We start from the raw sequence: 20,506 nt of genomic DNA on the forward strand, positions 1-20,506 counted from the left end.
GGGATATTCTGAAAAGTCGAGGTGGTGAGCAAAGTAATGTCAGGGGAATTGCAGCTATATGACGGTAAGGTTAAATTACCGGCTGTTATTTTTCTGCATGAATAATCGCGCCAGGTTGCGCGAGGGTTGAGGTATTGGCGTTGTCCGAATTGCTTTCTTTGGTGCTGTTTTTGGCGGCGATTACCGTGTATGCGGTAAAAGCGGGTCGAAATATCTGGTGGCTGTCGATCATCCTGCTGATGCTCGGGCTGTTTATCGTGCTTAACGTGACGTTGCTGGCCAGTAATTATTTTACCGGCGAAGGCATTAATGACGCGGTGCTCTATACTCTCACCAGCAGCATGACCGGCGCGGGCGTCGGCAAATACATTCTGCCTGGGCTGGGCCTCGCCGTCGGATTGATTGCGATTTTTGGCGGTCTGACCTGGATTTTACGCCGGAAGAACCATCCTCATCATTTGGGCTACAGTGCCCTGGCGCTGTTTCTGGCCCTGTTTTCAATCAAAACAACGCCTGCTTATCAGCAAGTGGTGTCGCTGATTAAATCCCAGACCCGCACCGGCACGTCTGACTTTGCCGACTGGTATAAAGTGCCGGAAGGCACCATTAAACAGCCGAAGCTCAACCTGGTGTATATCTACGGCGAAAGTCTGGAACGCACTTATTTTGATGAGCAGACTTTTCCCGGTTTAGCGCCCGAGCTGAACGCCCTGAAAAGCCAGGCAATAGATTTCAGCCATACCGGACAGATGGCGGGGATGGACTACACCATTGCGGGCATTGTGGCCTCGCAGTGCGGGATCCCGCTGTTTGCGCCTTTCGAAGGGAACTCCTCGGCGTCGATGTCGAGCTTCTTCCCGAAGAACATCTGCCTCGGCGATATTCTTAAGGCATCTGGCTATCAAAACTACTTTATCCAGGGCGCAGATCTGCGCTTTGCGGGTAAAGATATTTTCCTGCAGTCCCACGGTTTCGAGCATATGTACGGCGCGCAGGAGCTGAAGGGAATGGTAGCCGACCCGAATTACCGAAATAACTGGGGTTTTTACGACGATACGGTGCTGGACGAAGCTTATGACAAGTTTGTCGAGCTTTCTAAGGCAGGGAAGCGTTTCTCGCTGTTTACCCTGACGGTTGATACGCATCATCCGGACGGTTTTATCTCGCGAACCTGTAACCGCCGCAGCTACAGCTATGACGGCAAAGAAAACCGATCTTTCAGCGCCGTTTCCTGCAGCCAGGAACATATCGCGGCGCTGATAGATAAAATCAAAGCCTCTCCTTATTTCCGTAACACGGTGATCGTGGTCTCTTCCGATCACCTGGCGATGAACAATACGGCATATAAATACCTCACCAAGCAAGACAGGCAGAACCTCTTCTTTGTGATCCGCGGTGACAAACCGCAGGCGGAATTAAAGGCCGTGAAGCGCAATACGATGGATAACGGCGCGACGGTGCTGGATATCCTCGGCGGCGGGAATTACATCGGCCTGGGGCGTAGCAGTCTCTCGGGCGAGTCGCTGTCGATGGTCTTTACCAACCTGAAAGAGAAGGTTACCGAGTGGAAGCCGGACGTGATTGATCTGTGGAACTTCCCGAAAACCATCAGCCGCTACAGCATCGATCAGAAGAAGAACACGTTCAGTTATTCTGGCGCGCACTTCAAGCTGCCGCTATTGCTGAAAATCGGCAAAGGCAAAATTGAACCGCTGCCGGAAAGCGAGTACTCCGCGCCACTGCGCTATCAGCTGGCGGATTTTAAAAGCGATGACCGGTTTATCTGGGCTGACCGGTGCTACAAAATGGCGCGCCTGTGGGAGCCGCAGCTCGCGCTTTCTACCGGCTTGTGCGTAGCCCAGGGGCAGCTTGGCGGGGAGCCAACGGTACGGCTGGTGGATAAACCGCTGGATGAATACAACGTGCAGTTTGACGGGCAAGCGCTGAGTAACGAGCGCTTCAAAAACAATGTGGCTCTGTTGAAGGTGGATGAGAACAGCATTCGCTACCAGGCGGACAGCTTTATCTTTAACGTAGCTGGGGCGCCGCAAAGCGTGAAGCAGTTCAGCGGCATTTCGCGCCCGGAAGCCTGGGGCCGCTGGTCAAACGCCAACATGGCACCGGTGGTGACCATTGAGTATCAGGATCCGCTGCCGACAACGTTTGAGCTGGTGCTGGTGGCCAAAGCCTTTGGGCCAAACGTCGGCGAGCCGGTTTCGGTGAAGGTTGGAGATGACGCGCAAACCATTACTTTTGGCGACCAGCTTTCTACCATCACGCTGCGCTTTGATAACCCGGCTGGCAGTAAAGTGCTGACCATTGAGCCGCCGAAGCCGCAGCTATCCAACGAAGGCAATATTCTTGGGCATGAGCCGCGTAAGATTGGCGTGGGGCTGGCGGAGCTGAAAATTGTGCCGGTGAGCGGCTAACCCGTTCCCGGCGAGGGAACGGGCGGGGCAGGTCAGAGGATCTCGAGCACCTGTTCAGGCGGGCGGCCAATACGGGCTTTGCCGTTGGCTAGCACGATTGGGCGCTCGATGAGTTTCGGGTGCTCAATCATCGCCTGAATGAGCGCTTCTTCGCTGAGGCTGGCGTCGTCCAGCTTCAGTTCTTTGTACAGCTCTTCTTTGCGGCGCATCAGTTCCCGCGCGCTGGTAAAGCCCAGTTTCTTCAGCAGCGATTTAACCGTGGCCGCGTCCGGCGGCGTTTCCAGGTAAAGCACTACTTCTGGCTCAACGCCTTTTTCCTTCAACAGGTTCAGTGTTTCACGGCTCTTGGAGCAGCGTGGGTTGTGATAAATTTCGACCTTCGTGGACATACGGACTCCTGTTACATCTTCATATAAGGTTTAAAGCGCTGCTGCAGCTGGCGCAGCTGATCGATCCGGGCGTCGTACCTGGCCTGTTGCAGGCTGCCGAGTTTCACCTGCGAGCTGGCGCTGCTGAGCATTGAAATAGCCTGATCCAGGCGGCCATTGAGCGCCATGACTTCGGCGCGAGCCGCTAACTCCTGATCGCGGTTGCCCAGTTTCCCCTGAGCCTGAGCCAATAAATCCCAGCCGTTGGTGTCGTCAGGGTGAGCGAATGTGTAGCGATTAAGCTGCGTTGCTGCCTCGGCGGTCTGCCCGCCTTCCAGGTAAGCATTGGCAAGGTTCAGCTGCAGCACCGGGTTATTCTTCAGGTCCGGGGCGTTTTTCAGCCGGTTGATCGCGTCGTTGGCTTTGTGCTGGCCGAGATCGATATCGGTGGCCAGATCGAGATACCACGGGTTGCCCGGCTGGGCGCTAATCAGTGGCTGAAGCGTTTTTCTTGCCTCGTCGTATTTATCCGCCTGCAAAGCCTGCAGCGCGCGACCATATTGCGCCGCGTTTTGCTCACGCACGTTGCCTTTTGACCAGGCATCCAGCAGATCCGGGGTTAGCTGATTGCGGCCCGAGTTATACATCCCCAGGGTGCGAACCTTTGCCATGTAGAAATTTTCCGAGGACTGAACCACCACCGGGCGCATTTGGTTGGCGCGGTTGCGGGCATCCGCCAGGCGGCTTTCCGGCAATGGGTGGGTCAGCAGAATTTCTGGTGGACGAGAGGAGTAGCGAGCCTGATCGAGCAGCTTTTCGAGGAAGCCTGGCATCGCCTGAGGATCAAAGCCCGAACGCTGGAGTACCTGAATACCGATGCGGTCAGCTTCCTGCTCATTTTGCTGCGTAAAGCTGATCATGCCTTGTTGCGTCCCGGCCAGCGTCCCGGACAGGGCGGCCATCCCGGCCTGGGGGCTGGCCATTGCCAGCAGAATTGAGCCTAAGGCTCCCACCCATGTCAGGGGTGCATTTTTCTTTTGATCTTCCATCGCACGCGCCAGGTGGCGCTGGGTGACGTGGGAGATTTCGTGGGCCATAACAGAAGCCAGCTGGCTTTCCGTATCGGCATAACGGAACAGCGCCGAGTGCAGCACCACATTGCCGCCAAAGAAGGCGAAGGCGTTGATTTCGTCGTTGTTGATCAGGAAGAAGTGGAACGGGGTCTTCACCGAATTGGCGTGGCTAACCAGCCTCATGCCCAGTGAGTTGATGTACTGCGTCAGCAGCGGATCGTTAATCAGCGGGGCGCTACCGCGCAGCTGGCGGACGTAAAAATCGCCCATCTGCATTTCCTGCGCGATAGACAGCGTGCTGCCCGCGGACGTTCCCATATCTGGGAGTTGGTCAGTCACATCCGCGCGCGCTGGCAGTAGGGTGCCTACCAGCAGCGAGGCCGTAAGTGTTGCAATCAGGGTCTTTTTCAACTGCCTAACCATAACTACTGTCCCGTTTAGTCGTTGTCAGATTTTGACACGATGAGTACAAGTTTGTTCGCTTAAAGAAGTGTACTGTAGGGCGTTGAAGCTGCGAAGATTTTATTTGGTGGATTCTCCTTTGTAATCCGCCGTAAAAAGCAAAGTCTTTGCGGTGACATTTCGATACAATTCGGCATCAAAAAAAACTTCACGGAAGGGATGTATGCTCGACATGTTGTTGCAGTGGTATCGCCGTCGCTTCAGCGACCCGGAGGCGATTGCCCTGTTGGTTATTCTGGTGGCGGGTTTTTGCATCCTGTTCTTCTTGCACGGTCTGCTGGCACCGCTGCTGGTTGCCATCGTTCTGGCCTATTTGCTTGAGTGGCCTACGGTGCGCCTCGAGCGTATCGGTTGTTCCCGAACGTGGGCCACCACCATTGTGCTGGTGCTGTTTGTCGGCATTTTGCTGCTGATGGTGCTGTTTGTGGCGCCCGTCGCCTGGCAGCAGGGCATCAACCTGATTCGTGATATGCCGGGGATGCTCAACAAACTTTCCGATTTTGCCGCCACATTGCCGAAGCGTTATCCGGCGCTGGTGGATGCGGGCATTATTGACGCCATGGCCGAAAACGTTCGCAGTCGGCTTTCCGGTATGGGCGACCAGGTGGTGAAATTCTCGCTGGCGTCGCTGGTTGGGCTGCTGACATTGGCTATTTACCTGATTCTTGTGCCGCTGATGGTGTTCTTCCTGGTGAAGGACAAAGAGCAGATGCTGAATGCCGTGCGCCGTGTTCTGCCGCGCAACCGCGGTCTGGCCGGGCAAGTCTGGCTGGAGATGAACCAGCAAATCACCAACTATATTCGCGGCAAAGTGCTGGAGATGATTGTCGTGGGCGTGGCGACCTATATCGGCTTTATTATTTTCGGGCTGAATTACTCGCTGCTGCTGGCGGTGCTGGTTGGCTTCTCGGTGCTAATTCCTTACATCGGCGCGTTTGTGGTCACTATTCCGGTGATTTGCGTGGCGCTGTTCCAGTTTGGTCTGGGCACTGAGTTTTGGACGCTCTTTGGCGTGTATCTGATTATTCAGGCGCTGGACGGCAACCTGCTGGTGCCGGTGCTGTTCTCGGAGGCGGTGAATCTTCATCCGCTGGTGATTATTCTGTCAGTGGTGATTTTTGGCGGGCTGTGGGGATTCTGGGGCGTGTTCTTTGCAATCCCGCTGGCAACGCTGATTAAAGCCGTGGTTCACGCCTGGCCGGATGCTTCAGCGGTGGATGACGTCGCGAGTCGGGAATAGCCAACCGGGTTGGCGGTGGGGGGAAAAGCCCCATCGCTGCCCGGCAGTCGTCAATAACCTCCCTCTAATATCGATCCCGAAACAGTTTTTTTCTGCTCAAAAACCTTATCTCATCGTTATATTTCTTTATAAAAAACATCCCGATGTGAATGCCTTCGCCCTGCCAGCGCGGTGAGTAGCCCCCTTTGCGGCAAAGGCGCCGCGGACCAAACCTCCCGGGATCCTCCAATTATTTGTCTCGATCCCTCTTGTGTTCTATTTTTTTACCCCATAGTATTATGATCATAATATAAACGTTGTTAAGGCTACGCAAAATGGTGGCCTGGGTTTCCCGGGCGGCTAAACCGGCGGGGCAGGAGAAGGCAAAATGAAGCACCAATCCAGTGATGAGGCGGCCAGGCGACTGATGCGCGAGCAGATACTCAGCGGGCCCGTTTTTTCAACCATGATGCGTCTGGCACTGCCCACTATCGCTGTCCTTGTGGCGCAGACCCTGGTTAACGTGGCCGAGACTTACTACGTCTCTTTTCTTGGAACGCCTGCATTGGTCGGTGTTTCCATGGTATTCCCGGTGTGGATGTTGATGACGATGATGGCGGCCGGGGGCATAGGCGGCGGCGTGGCTTCCGCGGTTGCCAGAGCCGCCGGGGCGGGCAGGCATGAGGATGTGAATGCCCTGATCCTGCATGCGGTCGTGGTGGCGGTAGCCTTTGGTCTGCTTTTTTCTGGACTCGTTATTGGTTTTGGGCCGGTGCTTTATGCCGCTCTCGGTGGATCCGGCGAGGCGCTTCATGCCGCGCAGACATACTCAATATTTGTTTTTATCGCGGCGGTACCCATTTGGATCGTTAATCTTCTTTCCGCCGTTCTCAGGGGCGTCGGGAATGTGAAAGTGCCGGCAATGGTGACGTTTATCGGCGCGATTGTGCTGGTCCCTCTTTCGCCGCTGTTTATCTTCGGCCTTGGTCCGATCAAAGGCCTTGGCATCGCGGGGGCCGGTGTGGCCGTGAGCCTCTATTACTGGCTGGCTGCTTTGGCGCTGCTGCGCTACATGGCTAGCGGGCGTGCCGGGCTGCGTTTGAGGCTCTCTCCTCTGCGCGGTCGGTTATTCGGCGATATTCTCAAGGTGGGCGTGCTGGCGGCGCTTGGGACTCTGCAACTTAATGTGATGGTGCTGCTTGTGACCGGCGCAGTCGGGCGCTTCGGTCTGGATGCGATCGGCGGGTACGGCACCGCCTCCAGGCTGGACTATGTCCTGATTCCCTTACTGTTCGGGATGGGCACGGCGATCCTGACAATGGTGGGCACCAATGTCGGCGCAGGTCAGATTGCCCGCGCCAGGAAAATTGCCTGGTCAGGAGTGGCGGCCAGCGTGGCAATCGTCGAAGTCATTGGCTTACTTGTCGCGTTTTATCCTGCGCTTTGGCTGGGACTATTCACCCACGATCCGGCGATTGTGCAAACCGGCTCTCACTACCTGCAAATTGTTGCCCCGCTGTATGTCGCGACCGGGATCGTTTTCGCGCTGAGTTTCGCCGCACAGGGCAGCGGGTATATGTGGCGCATCTTTATTGCCGGTACGGTGCGTCTGATTATTGCCGCCGGCGGTGGGTGGCTTGCCGTGACGTATTTCCATGCTTCGCTGACCTCTCTGTTTGCGATTGTTGCGGCGGCGATAGTGATTTCCGCTGCGATTTGCGTAGTGACGGAGCTTTCAGGTGCCATGTGGCCCCGCCCTGAGGGCAGTCGAAGTCAGCCCCGCTCGGCAGAACAGGCTCGCTAGCGGACCCTTTCAAAACATAATCAGGAGATAATCAGCATGAGCGTGCAGACTGCCGGGAGCTGGAAAATAGGGCATGCCACCGTGACCCGCATTGAGGAACTTCACGGGCCGGGCTTCAGGGGAGAGGAACTCTTTGCCGATTGGGATCCGGAGGTCCTGAAAGAGCATGGGGCCTGGATGGTGCCTGACTTTTACCAGCTTTCGACCCACCAGATCATGATGTCGGTGCATTCCTGGCTGATCAGGACGGCCCACCATACCATTCTTGTGGATGCGTGCTGCGGCAATGATAAACATCGTCCGGAGTCGCCACACTTCCACCAGCTGAACTCGCCGTATCTTGAGCGACTGAGAAGCGTGGGCGTTAAACCTGAGGACGTCGACTATGTGCTGTGCACGCATCTGCATGTGGATCACGTCGGCTGGAATACCCGGCTCCTGGACGGACGTTGGGTGCCAACGTTTCCAAATGCAAAATATGTCTTTTCGCTGGAAGAGCTGAATTTTTGGGACCCTGCAAGAAATCCGCATCTGCCGCAAGAGCCACGCGATGTCTTTACTGATTCAGTCCTGCCCATTCTTGAGGCTAATCAGGCGCAGGTGGTCAGTATGCCGGACAGGCTGAGCGACTCGCTGCTAATAGAGCCTGCGCCTGGACATTCTCCGGGCCACATTATACTGCGGTTAATCAGCGGCCAGGAGGAGGGCATATTCATCGGGGACGTTATGCATCACCCCATACAGATTTACAGGCCAGAGTGGAACAGCCGATTCTGTATGGATCCGGCCCAGGCAATCAGCTCGCGTAAACAGGTTCTGACCCATTGTGCCGAAACGCATGCCGTGATGTTTCCTGCCCACTTCGGGGCGCCGCATGCCGGGCGAATCTCCCACAATGGTGCCTCATTTTTCTTTGATTTTTGACGTCTCTCGACGGCATCACGCCTGACCGGCCAGTAAAAAGGATGGCAGTTTTCTGACGGTTGGTTATATTATGATTATAATTTAATCATCGTTAAGCGTGAAAATAGGGGGACAGGGGTATGCGCTATGCCAAAGGTCATAAAGAGGAAACGCACAAACACATCGTCAAGGTTGCGTCGCAACGTTTTCGTGAAGAAGGCATTGAGAAGGTCGGGGTCGCCGCTCTGATGGACCATGCCGGGCTAACGGTGGGGGGCTTTTATAGCCACTTTAAGTCTAAAGAGGACTTGATCCAGGAGGCCGTTAGCCTTGCCGCAGACGAAACCTTCTGCCGCATATTCGGCGAGGGGGGGGATAACTCCGCGATAAGTCTGGAGCGGATTTTAGCGCGTTATCTCAGTCCGGAGCATCGCGACAACCCGGAAGCCGGGTGTGCCTTCGCCTCGCTGGCGTCGGAACTGAAGAACCGACCGGAAGGCACCCGGACGATGATTGCGGACAAAACGCTTGGCTTTATCCAGCAGATCGCGGACAGCCTGTCGGCAAAAGTGGAGGCTGAGGTGCGGATGAGAACTGCGGCGGCGATTTGGGCCGTGATGGTCGGCACGATTCAGCTGTCTCGCATTGTGACCGACCCGGTTTTGTCCACGCAACTCCTGAAGGATGGCATCGCGAATGCATTGCGGCTTGCCTCAGAAATAGAACCGCTGCGCGCGGGATAAACCGGGCGTAGCTAACTGCCTCACCACACGGTGAATCAACCCAAAAGGTCAATATATGAACATTCAAGGCAAAACAGTTTTCGTTACCGGCGCAAACCGGGGTCTTGGCGCTGAGTTAGTGCGTGCCTTTCTCCGGCACGGCGCAGGCAAAGTGTACGCCGGCGCACGCGATCTTCAAACCTTGCCGGATTTCGGCGACAGCCGTGTTACCGCCGTGCAGCTGGATGTCACACAGCCGGAATCTGTTTCTGCCGCGGCGCGTCAGGTGGGTGAAGTCGACATTTTGTTGAATAACGCCGGTGCGATGAAGGTCAATACTATCCTGACCGCGACGACGGCTGACCTGGCCGATGACATGGAGGTGAATTACTACGGCACGGTGCGCGTGATGCAGTCTTTTGCGCCGCTGATTGGGAAAAAAGGGGGCGGGATTATTGCCAATGTTCTGAGCGTCATGGCGCTGGCGGCAATGAGACACACCGCGGGATATTCGGCCTCCAAAGCCGCATTGCTTTCGGCCACTCAGGCCGCCAGAGCAACGCTGAAAGCACAAAACATCAACGTGATTAGCATCTTTCCGGGACCGATTGAAACCTCGATGGACTCTGGCCTGCAGGAGAAAAGAACGTCCCCTGACGTGGCGGCCGAAGAGATTTTGCAAGGCCTGATTGAAGAGCGGGAAGACATTTATCCCGATCCTGTTTCGGTTCAGGTGGCCGGCTTCTGGGGAAGCAATCCGAAGGGGCTGGAGCACCATTTTGCCACAATGTAAGTCGGGTGTAGCCAGCCGATGAACGTGACTCCTGCTCTCTGAAGGCTGCCTTCAGAGACGGACAGCACCCTTCCCTCTATTCGGAACAGTAAAATGAAAACATTTTTGATTACCGCTGCGGCCGGTGACACGGGAGCCCCTACGGTAAAATTCCTGCTTGAAAAAGGGCATAAAGTTCGGGCTTTAGTTCGTCGTGAGGATGAGCGTGCCGCTAAACTCCGTGCGTCAGGCGCTGAAGTCGTGGTCGCTGACATGCTCCAGCTTCGGCAAATGCGCGAGGCTCTGACAGGCGTTTCTGTGGCTTATTTTTGCTACCCGCTGGCCGAGGGACTGGTCGAGGCTACGACGATTTTTGCTCAGGCGTCAAAAGAGGCGAAGCTTGAGCTGGTGGTCAATATGTCTCATAAGCAATCGCGCCCCAATGCCACCAGCCCGCAAACGCTGAAACACTGGCTGGCCGAGCGGGTTTTAAATTGGTCTGGCGTCCCAACCGTGCACCTGCGGGTGACGCTCTTCGCCGAGTGGCTGTTGTATACGGCGCATTTAATCCGCGAAGGGCGCTATGTTACGCCGTTTGAGGCAGAAAGCCGATTTGCCCCCATTGCCGCCGCCGATATCGCCCGCGTGGTGGCCGGAATACTGGCCAATCCAGCCAGGCATGCGGGCCAGACTTACGCCCTCCATGGCCCGGTAGAGTATAGCCATGCTGAGATAGCCCGGCTGTTAGGGGCGATTTTAGAGAAAGAGATCCGCTTTGAGGCCGTCACCGTTGAGGGGTTCCTGAGCCTGCTGGGTATGCCTGATAATGATTTTCTGCGCCTACACTTCTCCGCTATTAAAAAGGATCAGCAGGAAGGACTCCTGGCAGGGCTGGATGAGAGGGGCGTTGAGATTATCGGCCAGCCGCTTGTGACGTTGCCGCAATTTATTGAGCAGCATTACGAGAGCCTGACTTGATGAGTTAGTCTGGCGCGGCTGGAATCGCCGTAAGAAAAAAGCCGACTGAGATGTCGGCTTTTTTATCTGTTCTTAGGCGTTTTCGGTCAGCCAGTTCACAACGATATCGTGGTGGTTGCTGGTTTTGAAATCGTCAAACACCTTTTCCACTTTACCGTCGCCGTCCAGCAGGAAGCTAATGCGGTGAATGCCGTCGTAGGTTTTACCCATAAAAGATTTCTCGCCCCACACGCCAAACTGATTGCAAACCTCATGGTCTTCATCAGAAAGCAGGGTGAAGTTAAGCAGCTCTTTCTCGGCAAAACGGGAAAGTTTTTCCGGCTTGTCGGTGCTGATGCCCAGCACTTCCACGCCACGCTTTTTCAACTCATCCATGTTGTCGCGCAAACCACATGCCTGCACGGTGCAGCCTGGTGTCATCGCTTTTGGATAGAAATAAACCAGAACTCTCTGTCCCTGGAAGTCGGTTAAATTTACTTGTTCGCCGTCCTGATCGGGCAAGCTAAATTTCGGTGCAATATCACCGGCTTTCAGTGGGCTCATCACTACTCTCCGTCTTTAATCATCTTGCTGTGGGTTAACCACGTTAATAGTGCCTTCTGCTTTCAGTTCTGTACATAGGGCTTTAAACGCTTGCTCGATAATTGTCGCATCCTGTGAACCGGGGCTGTGGGCCGTGATCTGAATATACAGCCGTGGCCCCACGCCGTTTTCAGCGGGCTGAGTGCGGGAAACAAGCTCGGCAATGTTCATTTGATGGGTATCAAACAGATGGGTAAATCGCTCAATCAGGTGCGGCGAGTCTGCCACTTCAACCTGCACCCAAACCGTGGCCGGCGTGGCCGGTCTTTCCTGCGCGGTTGTGCGTTTCATCACAATTAACAGATCGAGTTCGGCGCCCTTTAGCGGCAGAGTGGATTCGATCAGGGTTATCGCGTTCCAGGTGCCGGAAAGCAGCATGATAAAGGTGAACTCTTCACCCAGCATCGCCAGCCGGCTGTCTTCGATATTACAGCCGCAGCTGCTTACGTGACGTGTGATGGTATTGACGATACCCGGACGGTCCGCCCCCAGGGCTGTGATAACCAAATAATGGTGTGATGAGGGTGTCAAACGTGTTCTTCCTGTCAATCGGTGAGATTCACATTAGGAAAGCATAAAAAAAGTATGCTGCCAACCGCTTAGCGCCTTCTGGCGGCTTGCTTTTGCTATGGCACCAAACGTAACATTGGAGAACATGTTTGCACAGAGGGTGGCTAATGTTTACGGGAAGTGTTGTCGCGATAATTACGCCGATGGATGAGAAAGGTAATGTCTGCCGGTCCAGCCTGAAAAAACTGATTGATTACCATGTCGCCAGCGGAACATCGGCGATTGTCTCGGTAGGGACTACCGGCGAATCGGCTACCTTAAGCCACGACGAACACGTCGACGTAGTGAAGCTTACCGTGGAACTGGCGGACGGGCGTATCCCGGTCATTGCCGGTACCGGGGCTAACGCCACTTCCGAAGCGATTTCCCTGACGCATCACCTGCAGGACAGCGGCATTGTTGGCTGTCTGACGGTCACCCCGTATTACAACCGTCCTACTCAGGAAGGCCTGTTCCAGCACTTTAAAGCGATTGCTGAAAGCACTCATTTGCCGCAGATGCTGTATAACGTGCCGTCGCGTACCGGCTGTGACATGTTGCCGGAAACCGTTGGCCGCCTGGCGAAAATCAAAAATATTATCGGTATCAAAGAAGCCACCGGGAACTTAAGCCGCGTAAACCAGATCAAAGAGCTGGTTGAAGATGACTTCATCCTGGTGAGCGGTGATGACGCCAGCGCGCTGGACTTCATTCAGCTTGGCGGCCACGGCGTGATTTCCGTGACGGCAAACGTAGCCGCGCGTGAAATGGCAGAAATGTGTAAACTTGCCACCTCAGGGCAATTTGCACAGGCTCGCGAAATTAACCAGCGTCTGATGCCGCTGCACCATAAATTGTTTGTAGAACCTAACCCTATCCCGGTGAAATGGGCCGCGAGGGAGTTGGGTCTTGTGGCAACCGACACCTTACGCCTGCCGATGACGCCGTTGACCGACGCCAGTCGCCCGGTGATTATCAGCGCGCTTAAGCATGCCGGTCTGCTGTAAAGCTTAGGGAGATTTGATGGCTTACTCAGTACAGAAGTCGACGGTGGCAAAAGTTGCTGTTGTTTCGCTCGCCATGCTGTTAGCGGCGTGCAGTTCCGATCAGCGTTACAAGCGTCAGGTTAGCGGTGATGAGTCCTACCTGGATGCGACCCCACTTGCGGAAATCCACTCTCCGGCCGGGATGATCCTGCCGATTCAGAATGGCGACTACAACATTCCGGTCACCAACGGCAGCGGTGCTGTAGGCAAGCAGTTGGATATTCGCCCACCGGCGCAGGCGCTGGCATTGGTGAACGGGGCTCGTACTCAGTTCACCGGTGATACCGCCACGCTGCAGGTTGAAGCTAACAAGGCAAGCGGCCTGTGGCCTCAGGTGGTCAGTATCCTGCAAGCCGGGAACTACGCTATTGCCCAGCGCAACGATGCCAGCCAGACCCTGACAACCGACTGGGTTCAGTGGAACCGCGCTGACGAAGACGTCCAGTATCGTGGCCGCTACCAGATTAGCGTGCAGCCTCAGGGTTACCAGCAGTCAGTCGTCGTTAAGCTGCTGAACCTGGAGCAGGGCGGCAAGCCGATAGCGGATGCTTCATCTCTGCAGCGCTACAGCGCGCAGATGCTGAACATCATCAGTGCCGGTCTCGATAAGTCGGAAACGACCCGCCAGAATACGCAGGACAACCGCAGCTCAGCGCAGCTTGATGTGCAGAGCGCAGCGGATGATACCGGGCTGCCAATGCTGGTCGTTCGTGCGCCGTTCAACGTCGTGTGGAACCGCCTGCCGGCTGCGCTTGAAAAAGCGGGCATGAAAGTCACCGATACAACCCGTTCTCAGGGCAATATCGCGGTAACCTATAAAGCGCTGTCTGACAGCAGCTGGAGTGATCTGGGGGCGAAAGATCCTGGGCTCACCAACGGCGACTATAAGCTGCAGGTTGGCGACCTCGATAACCGCAGCAGCCTGCAGTTCATCGATCCGAAAGGGCACCCGCTGACGCAGTCTCAGAACGATGCACTGGTCGCTGTCTTCCAGGCAGCATTCAGCAAGTAATACTCAAGGGCCGGTTAATTCCGGCCCTTGTTATTTAAGCCTTATGTATTAACCCCCCTCGATTGCGCAAGCGATCGCTATACCTGGAGTAAGAAAGATGCAAAAGCAAGCTGAGTTGTATCGCGGCAAAGCGAAGACCGTTTACAGTACCGAAAATCCGGATCTGTTGGTGCTCGAATTCCGTAACGATACGTCAGCAGGTGATGGGGCACGCATCGAGCAGTTCGACCGTAAAGGCATGGTAAACAACAAGTTTAACCATTTCATTATGGCCAAACTGGAAGAAGCGGGTATCCCGACCCAGATGGAAGCGCTGCTTTCTGACAACGAAGTGCTGGTGAAGAAGCTCGACATGGTGCCGGTAGAGTGCGTGATTCGTAACCGCGCCGCGGGTTCACTGGTGAAGCGCCTTGGTATTGAGGAAGGTATTGAGCTGAACCCGCCGCTGTTCGATCTGTTCCTGAAAAACGACGCCATGCATGACCCGATGGTCAATGAATCTTACTGTGAAACCTTTGGCTGGGTGAGCAAAGAGAATCTGGCCCGCATGCGTGAACTGAGCTACAAAGCTAACGACGTACTGAGCAAACTGTTTGATGACGCTGGCCTGATCCTCGTTGACTTCAAGCTGGAGTTTGGGCTGTTCAAAGGCGAAGTGGTGCTGGGTGACGAATTCTCCCCGGATGGCAGCCGCCTGTGGGACAAGCAAACGCTTGATAAAATGGACAAAGACCGTTTCCGCCAGAGTCTGGGTGGCCTGATTGAAGCGTACGAGGAAGTTGCTCACCGTCTCGGCGTTAAATTAGACTAACTACGCAATCGTTTACGTTGCGCAATGGGGTGCGTTTTTGCGCACCCTGTTTTTTCGCTGTCTGTTCTTATGGTAATCCTGCCGGTAACCACCTACGATCTATACTCTAAATAATTCAAGTTGTAGCACAAAACGCGTGGTCGTTTTGAACAGCGCTTGCGCTGGCCCCAAAGGGGTGAGGCCATAGTGCTGAATCACGCGGCAAGGCCGTGAGTCCTCAGGAGCATAGCTAACTCTGTGACTGAGGTGAACGGGTGCGGCCAACGCAGCTGTGGCTTGAAGTATGACGAGTATTCCATTACAGGTTGTGAATGAGGACGAGCGTATGCGTTGGCAAGGACGTCGCGAAAGCGACAATGTAGAAGACAGGCGCAATGACGCCTCTGGTCCAGGTATGAGCATGGGCGGCGGCGGTTTTCGTATCCCACGCGGAAAAGGCGGCCTGGTGCTGCTGGTCGTGGTCATTGTGGCAAGCTATTACGGCGTCGATCTCACTTCCTTCCTGTCCGGCGAGCCGCCGGTTTCTCAGCAGTCTTCCCAGCAGCGTTCCATCAGTCCGAAAGACGACGAAGCCGCCAAATTTACCTCGGTCATTCTGGCGACAACCGAAGATACATGGGGTGAAATTTTCCAGAAGATGGGGCGTACCTACCAGCAGCCTAAGCTGGTGATGTACCGCGGGGCAACGCGCACCGGCTGCGGTACCGGCCAGTCCGTGATGGGGCCGTTCTATTGCCCGGCGGACAGCACCGTTTATATCGACCTCTCGTTCTACGATGATATGCGCAACAAGCTTGGGGCGGGCGGAGACTTTGCCCAGGGCTACGTCATTGCTCACGAAGTGGGGCATCACGTGCAGAAGCTGTTGGGTATTGAACCTAAAGTGCGCCAGATGCAGCAGAATGCTTCCCAAGCTGACGCTAACCGCCTGTCGGTGAAAATGGAACTTCAGGCCGACTGCTTCGCCGGCGTCTGGGGGAACAGCATGCAGAAACAGCAGGTGCTTGATTCAGGTGACCTGAAAGAAGCGCTCAATGCTGCCGAAGCCATTGGGGACGACCGCCTGCAGCAGCAAAGCCAGGGCCGAGTGGTGCCGGACAGTTTTACCCACGGCACTTCCGAGCAGCGCTATACCTGGTTCAAACGTGGTTTTGACAGTGGCGATCCGGCCCAGTGTAACACCTTCGGCAATACGCTCCGTTAATCGATGACCGCAGCAACTTTCATCGCGCCGATGCAGCAGGCAACGGCGCATATGCGGCAGACGGGCATCCGCCGGTTGATGGTGCTGGCCGGTGATAGCCAGTGGAGCAGCGAGCAGGTTGCAACCCTTTCTGCTTCTTTATCCGGTGACTGGCTGTGGGTTGGCTCTTCCCCTGAGTTGCCTTTACATTGTGCGCCCTCGGCGGTTCGCAGCATGCTGGGGCGTGAGTTTCAGCATGCCGTTTTTGATGCCAGGCGAGGACTGGATGCCGCCGCCTTCGCTGCGCTTTCCGGGATGCTCAAAGCAGGCAGTTGGCTGCTGCTGCTGACGCCTGAGTGGTCGCGCTGGGCTTCGCTTCCGGATGAAGATTCCAGCCGCTGGAGCGATGCGCCACAGGCGATTTCTACCCCCCATTTTGTTTTCCATCTTCAGCGCTGCATACGGCAAGATTCAGAAGTCGTGCTGTGGCAGCAGCATGCATCATTCCCCTTGAATCCTTTTGCTCACCGCCCAGTCTGGCAGCCCGCCAGCGGTGCGCCGGAGCAAGAGCAGGCCGCTATCCTTGATAATTTGTCCGGGATGGCGCGCGGCGTGGCGGTGGTGACGGCGGCCAGAGGCCGGGGGAAATCTGCGCTGGCGGGCATGCTGGTTGACCGGACACCAGGTGCTTGTCTCGTGACAGCGCCCGCGAAGGCCGCCACCGACGTGCTGGCAAGCTATGCGGGCGAATCATTTCAATTTATGGCCCCGGACGCGCTGGCCGCAGAGCGTGAATTAGCGGCATATGACTGGCTGATTGTGGACGAGGCCGCCGCTATTCCGACCCCGCTGCTACGCCAGCTAATAGCGCGTTTCCCCCGAGTTTTACTGACCACGACGGTGCAGGGGTACGAGGGAACCGGGCGCGGATTTTTACTGAAATTCTGTGCGGCATTTCCGTCCCTCAAGCTTTTCACGCTGAATGCGCCGATCCGCTGGGCGCTGAACGATCCGCTGGAGCAGGTGATTGACAGGATCATGCTTTTTGATGAGCCGGATCTGGAGCGATTTCCGCAAGGCAATCCCGTTTTACAGATTGTTGAGCAGGCAGACTGGCTTAGTAACCCTGAGCAATTAAAGCAGATGTATCGGCTGCTTTCGGGCGCACATTACCGTACCTCGCCGCTCGACTGGCGGCGGATGCTTGATGCTCCCGGCCAGCATTTTATCGCGGCCATTATCAAAGAGCAGTGTGCAGGAGCTTTGTGGCTGGTTGAAGAAGGTGGACTCGATGCAACGCTAAGCCGTTGCGTGTGGGCTGGGTTCCGGCGCCCGAGAGGCAATCTGGTGGCACAATCGCTGGCGGCACATGGCGGAAGCCCATTGGCCGCTACGCTTCGCGGGCTGCGTATCAGCCGCATTGCGGTTCATCCTTTGCGCCAACGCGAGCATATTGGTGCCAGCATGATTGAACATGCGCGGCAGGCCGTGAATCATCAATGTGATTATCTTTCAGTCAGCTTCGGCTATACCGATGAACTGTGGCGCTTCTGGCAACGCTGTGGTTTTGAGCTGGTGCGAATCGGAAGCCACAAAGAGGCCAGCAGCGGCTGCTACAGCGCTATGGCACTATTGCCTCTGACGCCCGAAGGCAGGTTGCTGGCAGAAAATGAGCGGCGGCGGCTACGGCGAGACTGGCCTTGGCAAAAAGACTGGCTGGAATTGTCTTTGCCTCTTACCGCGGATTGTCCAACAGAACTGTTGGCCGAAGATTGGGAAGAGTTATCCGGTTTTGCCTTTGCCCATCGTCCGTTGGAAGCCTGTCTGGGGGCATTGAATCGCCTTATGCTGGCGTCCGTTTTACCGCTGCATGCGCTTCGCGGGCGGCTGCAGCAACGTGAGAACAGCGAGGCGCTCAGCCAGCGGCTGGGGCTTTCTGGCAAAAAAGCCTTGCTTGCACTGATGCGTGAGGAAGTCCAAAGTGCGTTGGAAAATCTCGATCGGGATCGTACGGCTGAGCTGCACAACGGCATTATGCAATTGCAAAAATTCCACTAACTTGTTCAATGAAACGGCATGGTCATCCCCATGCAGCGGCGTATAGTTATCTCCATTAACCAGGAGAAAGCCATGAAACATGACCATTTTGTTGTCCAAAGCCCCGCAACGCCGGCCAGCCAGCTGATACTGCTGTTCCACGGTGTAGGCGACACGGCTAAAGCCATGGGCGAAATCGGGAGCTGGTTTGCACCAGAATTTCCTGATGCTCTGGTGGTCAGTATTAGTGGGCCGAATCAAAGTGGCGCAGGCCGGGAGTGGTTTTCGGTGGCAGGCGTAACGGAAGAAAACCGTCAGCAGCGGGTGGATGCCGCTATGCCTGGATTTATTGAAGCCGTGCGTGACTGGCAGCGGCAAAGCGGTGTACCGCCAACGGCTACGGCGCTGATTGGCTTCTCTCAGGGGACCATTATGGCGCTGGAGAGCATTAAGGCTCAGCCGGGTCTTGCTGCTCGGGTCATTGCTTTTAGCGGGCGCTATGCAGAGCTGCCGCAGCAGGCCTCCACCAGCACCACGATCCACCTGATCCACGGGGATAACGACAAAGTGATCCACGCGACACATGCGGTGGATGCCGCCGAGAAGTTACTTAGCCTGGGCGGGGACGTGACGCTGGATTTGATTGACGATCTGGAGCATGCGATAGATGACCGCAGCATGAAGGCGGCGCTGGATCACCTACGCTACACCGTGCCGAAGCACTATTTCGATGAGGCTTTGAGCGGCGGCGCGGCACCGAAAGATGATGATCTGATAGAGCTGCTGTAAATATTTGCCTCACTCCGGAATCGCCCGGAGTGAGACATACTGCTATTTCTTCTTAGGCCAGTCGTCCTCGTCATCCCACTTATCGTTAAAATCACGATGTGGCGGAAGCTCAGGCTTGTCTGCCATGTACTTCTTCGGATCGATTCGATTCAGGTCTTTAATGACGTTAATAAAAATCCCCAGCAATAACACCAGGACGATAATCCACCAGTAATGCGATAGCCATTCCATGCTGATACCTCTTCAGTTGGCTGCCCGTCAGGCGACAAGCTGTTCCATAATGCGCTGATACATCCGGGCCAGCAGCTGCAGGTCGGCGGCGTTCACGCATTCATTGATTTTATGAATGGTGGCATTCACCGGCCCCAGTTCAACAACCTGAGCCCCCATGCGGGCGATAAAGCGCCCGTCGGATGTACCGCCCGTGGTTAACAGCTGCGGTTTAATTTCATTATAGTGCTCAACAGCGTTCACTACCGCATCCACCAGCTTACCGCGTGACGTCAGGAACGGCAGACCGGAAAGCCACCATTCGACGGTATAGCGCAGTTCGTACTTATCCAGCAGGGCGACGACGCGCTGCTTGATGTCTTCATCGGTCAGCTCGGTGCTGAAGCGGAAGTTAAACTGCACAAACATATCGCCCGGAATAACGTTGTTGCTGCCGGTGCCGGCCTTCACGTTGGCAATCTGCATGCTGGTGGCCGGGAAGAACTCGTTGCCCTTATCCCACTCAATACCCGTCAGCTCTGCCAGCATTGGCGCTGCGCGATGTACCGGGTTATCGGCCAGATGCGGGTAGGCAACGTGGCCCTGGACGCCGTGAATAGTCAGGTTACAGGTCAGGGAGCCGCGACGGCCATTTTTCACCACGTCGCCAACGACTTCGGTACTGGACGGCTCGCCAACCAGGCAGTAGTCCAGACGCTCGCGGCGTGCCATCAGCGCTTCAACAACCTTCACGGTGCCGTTGGTTGCGCTGGCTTCTTCGTCGGAGGTAATCAGGAATGCCAGACGGCCTTTATGATTGGGGTGCTGGGCGACAAAACGTTCAGCCGCTACCACCATCGCCGCCAGTGAACCTTTCATGTCCGCCGCGCCACGACCAAACAGCATTCCGTCGCGAATCGTGGGCTCAAATGGCGGGTTAATCCAACGGTCGGCATCCCCTGATGGCACCACGTCGGTGTGCCCGGCAAACGCCAGCGTCTCACCCTGCCCACGCCAGGCCCAGAAGTTCTGGGTGTCGCCAAAATCCATGTGTTCAACGGTAAAACCAATCGCGCGCAGGCGCTCAATCAGCAGCGCCTGGCAACCGGCATCATCGGGGCTCAGGGAAGGACGACGAATAAGCTGTTGCGTCAGCTCAATAACCGGGCAGGACATAGGACTATACCTCGTTGATAAACTGCTGATAATGAGTTTCGTTGAAACCCAGCAGCATAGGCTGACCGGGCGCGCAGAGCAATGGGCGTTTGATGATTGCCGGCATCTCCAGCATCAGCGCCGCCGCGCTTTGTGCGTCATTAATGGATGCGCGATGGGCCTCATCCAGCTTGCGCCACGTTGTGCCCCGCGTATTTAGCAGCGCTTCCCAACCAAGCTCAGAGATAAAACTGTTCAGCAGCGCGGCATCCAGCCCGTCAGCTCGATAGTCATGAAACTGGTAATCCACGCCCTGAGCTTCTAAAAAGCGGCGCGCCTTTTTGATGGTGTCGCAGTTTTTAATGCCGTACATGGTGATCATAGTGGCGGTCGGTTCCGTTT

20 protein-coding genes are annotated in these 20,506 nt (G+C 55.7%); 13 read left to right on the forward strand and 7 right to left on the reverse strand.

What is annotated here, in order from left to right; translation table 11 throughout:
- The first annotated feature begins 140 nt into the window (after nucleotides 1–140).
- Nucleotides 141–2,429 carry a phosphatidylglycerol--membrane-oligosaccharide glycerophosphotransferase gene (opgB, locus tag ACR6JA_RS10535; protein ID WP_494492718.1) on the forward strand — a complete coding sequence of 763 codons (2,289 nt, stop codon included), beginning with the start codon at nucleotides 141–143 and terminating at the stop codon, nucleotides 2,427–2,429.
- A 32-nt stretch (nucleotides 2,430–2,461) separates the two neighbouring features.
- Here opgB and arsC read toward each other — a convergent pair whose 3' ends face one another.
- Both arsC and bepA read right to left on the reverse strand, forming a co-directional pair.
- Nucleotides 2,462–2,818 carry an arsenate reductase (glutaredoxin) gene (gene arsC, locus ACR6JA_RS10540; protein WP_494492719.1) on the reverse strand — a complete coding sequence of 119 codons (357 nt, stop codon included), beginning with the start codon at nucleotides 2,816–2,818 and terminating at the stop codon, nucleotides 2,462–2,464.
- 11 nt (nucleotides 2,819–2,829) lie between these two features.
- Complete coding sequence (gene bepA / locus ACR6JA_RS10545) at nucleotides 2,830–4,293, reverse strand: beta-barrel assembly-enhancing protease (protein ID WP_494492720.1); 1,464 nt, start codon at nucleotides 4,291–4,293, stop codon at nucleotides 2,830–2,832.
- Between the two features lie 202 nt (nucleotides 4,294–4,495).
- On the opposite strand from bepA, the gene ACR6JA_RS10550 reads away from it, so the two are divergent.
- The 6 genes from ACR6JA_RS10550 to ACR6JA_RS10575 all read left to right on the forward strand — a co-directional run bounded on the left by ACR6JA_RS10550 (nucleotide 4,496) and on the right by ACR6JA_RS10575 (nucleotide 10,730).
- Entirely contained in the window at nucleotides 4,496–5,572 is a 1,077-nt protein-coding gene (locus ACR6JA_RS10550) for an AI-2E family transporter (RefSeq protein WP_213716872.1), read from the forward strand.
- Between the two features lie 367 nt (nucleotides 5,573–5,939).
- Complete coding sequence (locus tag ACR6JA_RS10555; RefSeq protein WP_494492721.1) at nucleotides 5,940–7,355, forward strand: MATE family efflux transporter; 1,416 nt, start codon at nucleotides 5,940–5,942, stop codon at nucleotides 7,353–7,355.
- A gap of 36 nt (nucleotides 7,356–7,391) precedes the next feature.
- Complete coding sequence (locus ACR6JA_RS10560; protein ID WP_213716870.1) at nucleotides 7,392–8,279, forward strand: MBL fold metallo-hydrolase; 888 nt, start codon at nucleotides 7,392–7,394, stop codon at nucleotides 8,277–8,279.
- Between the two features lie 119 nt (nucleotides 8,280–8,398).
- Nucleotides 8,399–9,001: a TetR/AcrR family transcriptional regulator gene (locus ACR6JA_RS10565; RefSeq protein WP_213716869.1), complete on the forward strand. Its 603-nt coding sequence runs from the start codon at nucleotides 8,399–8,401 to the stop codon at nucleotides 8,999–9,001.
- Between the two features lie 55 nt (nucleotides 9,002–9,056).
- Nucleotides 9,057–9,773: an SDR family oxidoreductase gene (locus ACR6JA_RS10570; RefSeq protein ID WP_213716867.1), complete on the forward strand. Its 717-nt coding sequence runs from the start codon at nucleotides 9,057–9,059 to the stop codon at nucleotides 9,771–9,773.
- Nucleotides 9,774–9,866: 93 nt separating this feature from the next.
- Complete coding sequence (locus tag ACR6JA_RS10575; protein WP_213716865.1) at nucleotides 9,867–10,730, forward strand: NmrA family NAD(P)-binding protein; 864 nt, start codon at nucleotides 9,867–9,869, stop codon at nucleotides 10,728–10,730.
- Between the two features lie 72 nt (nucleotides 10,731–10,802).
- Here ACR6JA_RS10575 and bcp read toward each other — a convergent pair whose 3' ends face one another.
- Both bcp and ACR6JA_RS10585 read right to left on the reverse strand, forming a co-directional pair.
- A complete protein-coding gene (gene bcp / locus ACR6JA_RS10580; protein ID WP_008460197.1) occupies nucleotides 10,803–11,273 on the reverse strand; it encodes a thioredoxin-dependent thiol peroxidase in 471 nt (156 codons plus the stop codon).
- A 15-nt stretch (nucleotides 11,274–11,288) separates the two neighbouring features.
- Nucleotides 11,289–11,843, reverse strand: coding sequence for a glycine cleavage system transcriptional repressor (locus tag ACR6JA_RS10585; RefSeq protein ID WP_008460196.1), 555 nt, complete (start codon nucleotides 11,841–11,843; stop codon nucleotides 11,289–11,291).
- Nucleotides 11,844–11,989: 146 nt separating this feature from the next.
- On the opposite strand from ACR6JA_RS10585, the gene dapA reads away from it, so the two are divergent.
- The 6 genes from dapA to ypfH all read left to right on the forward strand — a co-directional run bounded on the left by dapA (nucleotide 11,990) and on the right by ypfH (nucleotide 18,739).
- Nucleotides 11,990–12,868: a 4-hydroxy-tetrahydrodipicolinate synthase gene (gene dapA, locus ACR6JA_RS10590; protein WP_213716863.1), complete on the forward strand. Its 879-nt coding sequence runs from the start codon at nucleotides 11,990–11,992 to the stop codon at nucleotides 12,866–12,868.
- A gap of 16 nt (nucleotides 12,869–12,884) precedes the next feature.
- Nucleotides 12,885–13,919, forward strand: a complete 1,035-nt coding sequence (gene bamC / locus ACR6JA_RS10595; RefSeq protein ID WP_494492722.1) for an outer membrane protein assembly factor BamC — start codon at nucleotides 12,885–12,887, stop codon at nucleotides 13,917–13,919.
- 97 nt (nucleotides 13,920–14,016) lie between these two features.
- Nucleotides 14,017–14,730, forward strand: a complete 714-nt coding sequence (gene purC / locus ACR6JA_RS10600; RefSeq protein ID WP_008460193.1) for a phosphoribosylaminoimidazolesuccinocarboxamide synthase — start codon at nucleotides 14,017–14,019, stop codon at nucleotides 14,728–14,730.
- A gap of 325 nt (nucleotides 14,731–15,055) precedes the next feature.
- On the forward strand, nucleotides 15,056–15,934 hold the full coding sequence (gene ypfJ / locus ACR6JA_RS10605) for a KPN_02809 family neutral zinc metallopeptidase (protein ID WP_213716859.1): 879 nt from the start codon (nucleotides 15,056–15,058) through the stop codon (nucleotides 15,932–15,934).
- A 3-nt stretch (nucleotides 15,935–15,937) separates the two neighbouring features.
- The gene (locus ACR6JA_RS10610) at nucleotides 15,938–17,971 is read left to right on the forward strand and encodes a tRNA(Met) cytidine acetyltransferase TmcA (RefSeq protein WP_494492723.1); all 2,034 of its coding nucleotides are present in this window, start codon (nucleotides 15,938–15,940) and stop codon (nucleotides 17,969–17,971) included.
- Between the two features lie 72 nt (nucleotides 17,972–18,043).
- Nucleotides 18,044–18,739 carry an esterase gene (gene ypfH, locus ACR6JA_RS10615; RefSeq protein ID WP_494492724.1) on the forward strand — a complete coding sequence of 232 codons (696 nt, stop codon included), beginning with the start codon at nucleotides 18,044–18,046 and terminating at the stop codon, nucleotides 18,737–18,739.
- Nucleotides 18,740–18,781: 42 nt separating this feature from the next.
- Here the strand turns inward: ypfH and ACR6JA_RS10620 are convergent, their stop codons facing one another.
- The 3 genes from ACR6JA_RS10620 to ACR6JA_RS10630 are packed head-to-tail and all read right to left on the reverse strand — an operon-like array spanning nucleotide 18,782 to nucleotide 20,486.
- Entirely contained in the window at nucleotides 18,782–18,970 is a 189-nt protein-coding gene (locus ACR6JA_RS10620; RefSeq protein WP_008460189.1) for a YpfN family protein, read from the reverse strand.
- Between the two features lie 27 nt (nucleotides 18,971–18,997).
- Nucleotides 18,998–20,125: a succinyl-diaminopimelate desuccinylase gene (dapE, locus tag ACR6JA_RS10625; protein ID WP_008460188.1), complete on the reverse strand. Its 1,128-nt coding sequence runs from the start codon at nucleotides 20,123–20,125 to the stop codon at nucleotides 18,998–19,000.
- Between the two features lie 4 nt (nucleotides 20,126–20,129).
- Nucleotides 20,130–20,486, reverse strand: a complete 357-nt coding sequence (locus ACR6JA_RS10630; protein WP_166990691.1) for an ArsC family reductase — start codon at nucleotides 20,484–20,486, stop codon at nucleotides 20,130–20,132.
- Nucleotides 20,487–20,506 lie beyond the last annotated feature (20 nt).

It is taken from the genome of Cedecea sp. B1(4), from assembly GCF_059414925.1.

Excerpts from the sequence above, each read along its gene's own strand:
- ACR6JA_RS10565 (WP_213716869.1), top strand. The coding sequence starts at position 8,399 with ATGCGCTATGCCAAAGGTCATAAAGAGGAAACGCACAAACACATCGTC.
- ypfJ (WP_213716859.1), top strand. The coding sequence starts at position 15,056 with ATGCGTTGGCAAGGACGTCGCGAAAGCGACAATGTAGAAGACAGGCGC.
- arsC (WP_494492719.1), bottom strand. The coding sequence starts at position 2,818 with ATGTCCACGAAGGTCGAAATTTATCACAACCCACGCTGCTCCAAGAGC.
- ACR6JA_RS10620 (WP_008460189.1), bottom strand. The coding sequence starts at position 18,970 with ATGGAATGGCTATCGCATTACTGGTGGATTATCGTCCTGGTGTTATTG.
- dapE (WP_008460188.1), bottom strand. The coding sequence starts at position 20,125 with ATGTCCTGCCCGGTTATTGAGCTGACGCAACAGCTTATTCGTCGTCCT.
- ACR6JA_RS10575 (WP_213716865.1), top strand. The coding sequence starts at position 9,867 with ATGAAAACATTTTTGATTACCGCTGCGGCCGGTGACACGGGAGCCCCT.
- dapA (WP_213716863.1), top strand. The coding sequence starts at position 11,990 with ATGTTTACGGGAAGTGTTGTCGCGATAATTACGCCGATGGATGAGAAA.
- ypfH (WP_494492724.1), top strand. The coding sequence starts at position 18,044 with ATGAAACATGACCATTTTGTTGTCCAAAGCCCCGCAACGCCGGCCAGC.
- ACR6JA_RS10570 (WP_213716867.1), top strand. The coding sequence starts at position 9,057 with ATGAACATTCAAGGCAAAACAGTTTTCGTTACCGGCGCAAACCGGGGT.
- ACR6JA_RS10560 (WP_213716870.1), top strand. The coding sequence starts at position 7,392 with ATGAGCGTGCAGACTGCCGGGAGCTGGAAAATAGGGCATGCCACCGTG.
- bepA (WP_494492720.1), bottom strand. The coding sequence starts at position 4,293 with ATGGTTAGGCAGTTGAAAAAGACCCTGATTGCAACACTTACGGCCTCG.
- ACR6JA_RS10555 (WP_494492721.1), top strand. The coding sequence starts at position 5,940 with ATGAAGCACCAATCCAGTGATGAGGCGGCCAGGCGACTGATGCGCGAG.
- ACR6JA_RS10550 (WP_213716872.1), top strand. The coding sequence starts at position 4,496 with ATGCTCGACATGTTGTTGCAGTGGTATCGCCGTCGCTTCAGCGACCCG.
- bcp (WP_008460197.1), bottom strand. The coding sequence starts at position 11,273 with ATGAGCCCACTGAAAGCCGGTGATATTGCACCGAAATTTAGCTTGCCC.
- bamC (WP_494492722.1), top strand. The coding sequence starts at position 12,885 with ATGGCTTACTCAGTACAGAAGTCGACGGTGGCAAAAGTTGCTGTTGTT.
- purC (WP_008460193.1), top strand. The coding sequence starts at position 14,017 with ATGCAAAAGCAAGCTGAGTTGTATCGCGGCAAAGCGAAGACCGTTTAC.
- ACR6JA_RS10610 (WP_494492723.1), top strand. The coding sequence starts at position 15,938 with ATGACCGCAGCAACTTTCATCGCGCCGATGCAGCAGGCAACGGCGCAT.
- ACR6JA_RS10630 (WP_166990691.1), bottom strand. The coding sequence starts at position 20,486 with ATGATCACCATGTACGGCATTAAAAACTGCGACACCATCAAAAAGGCG.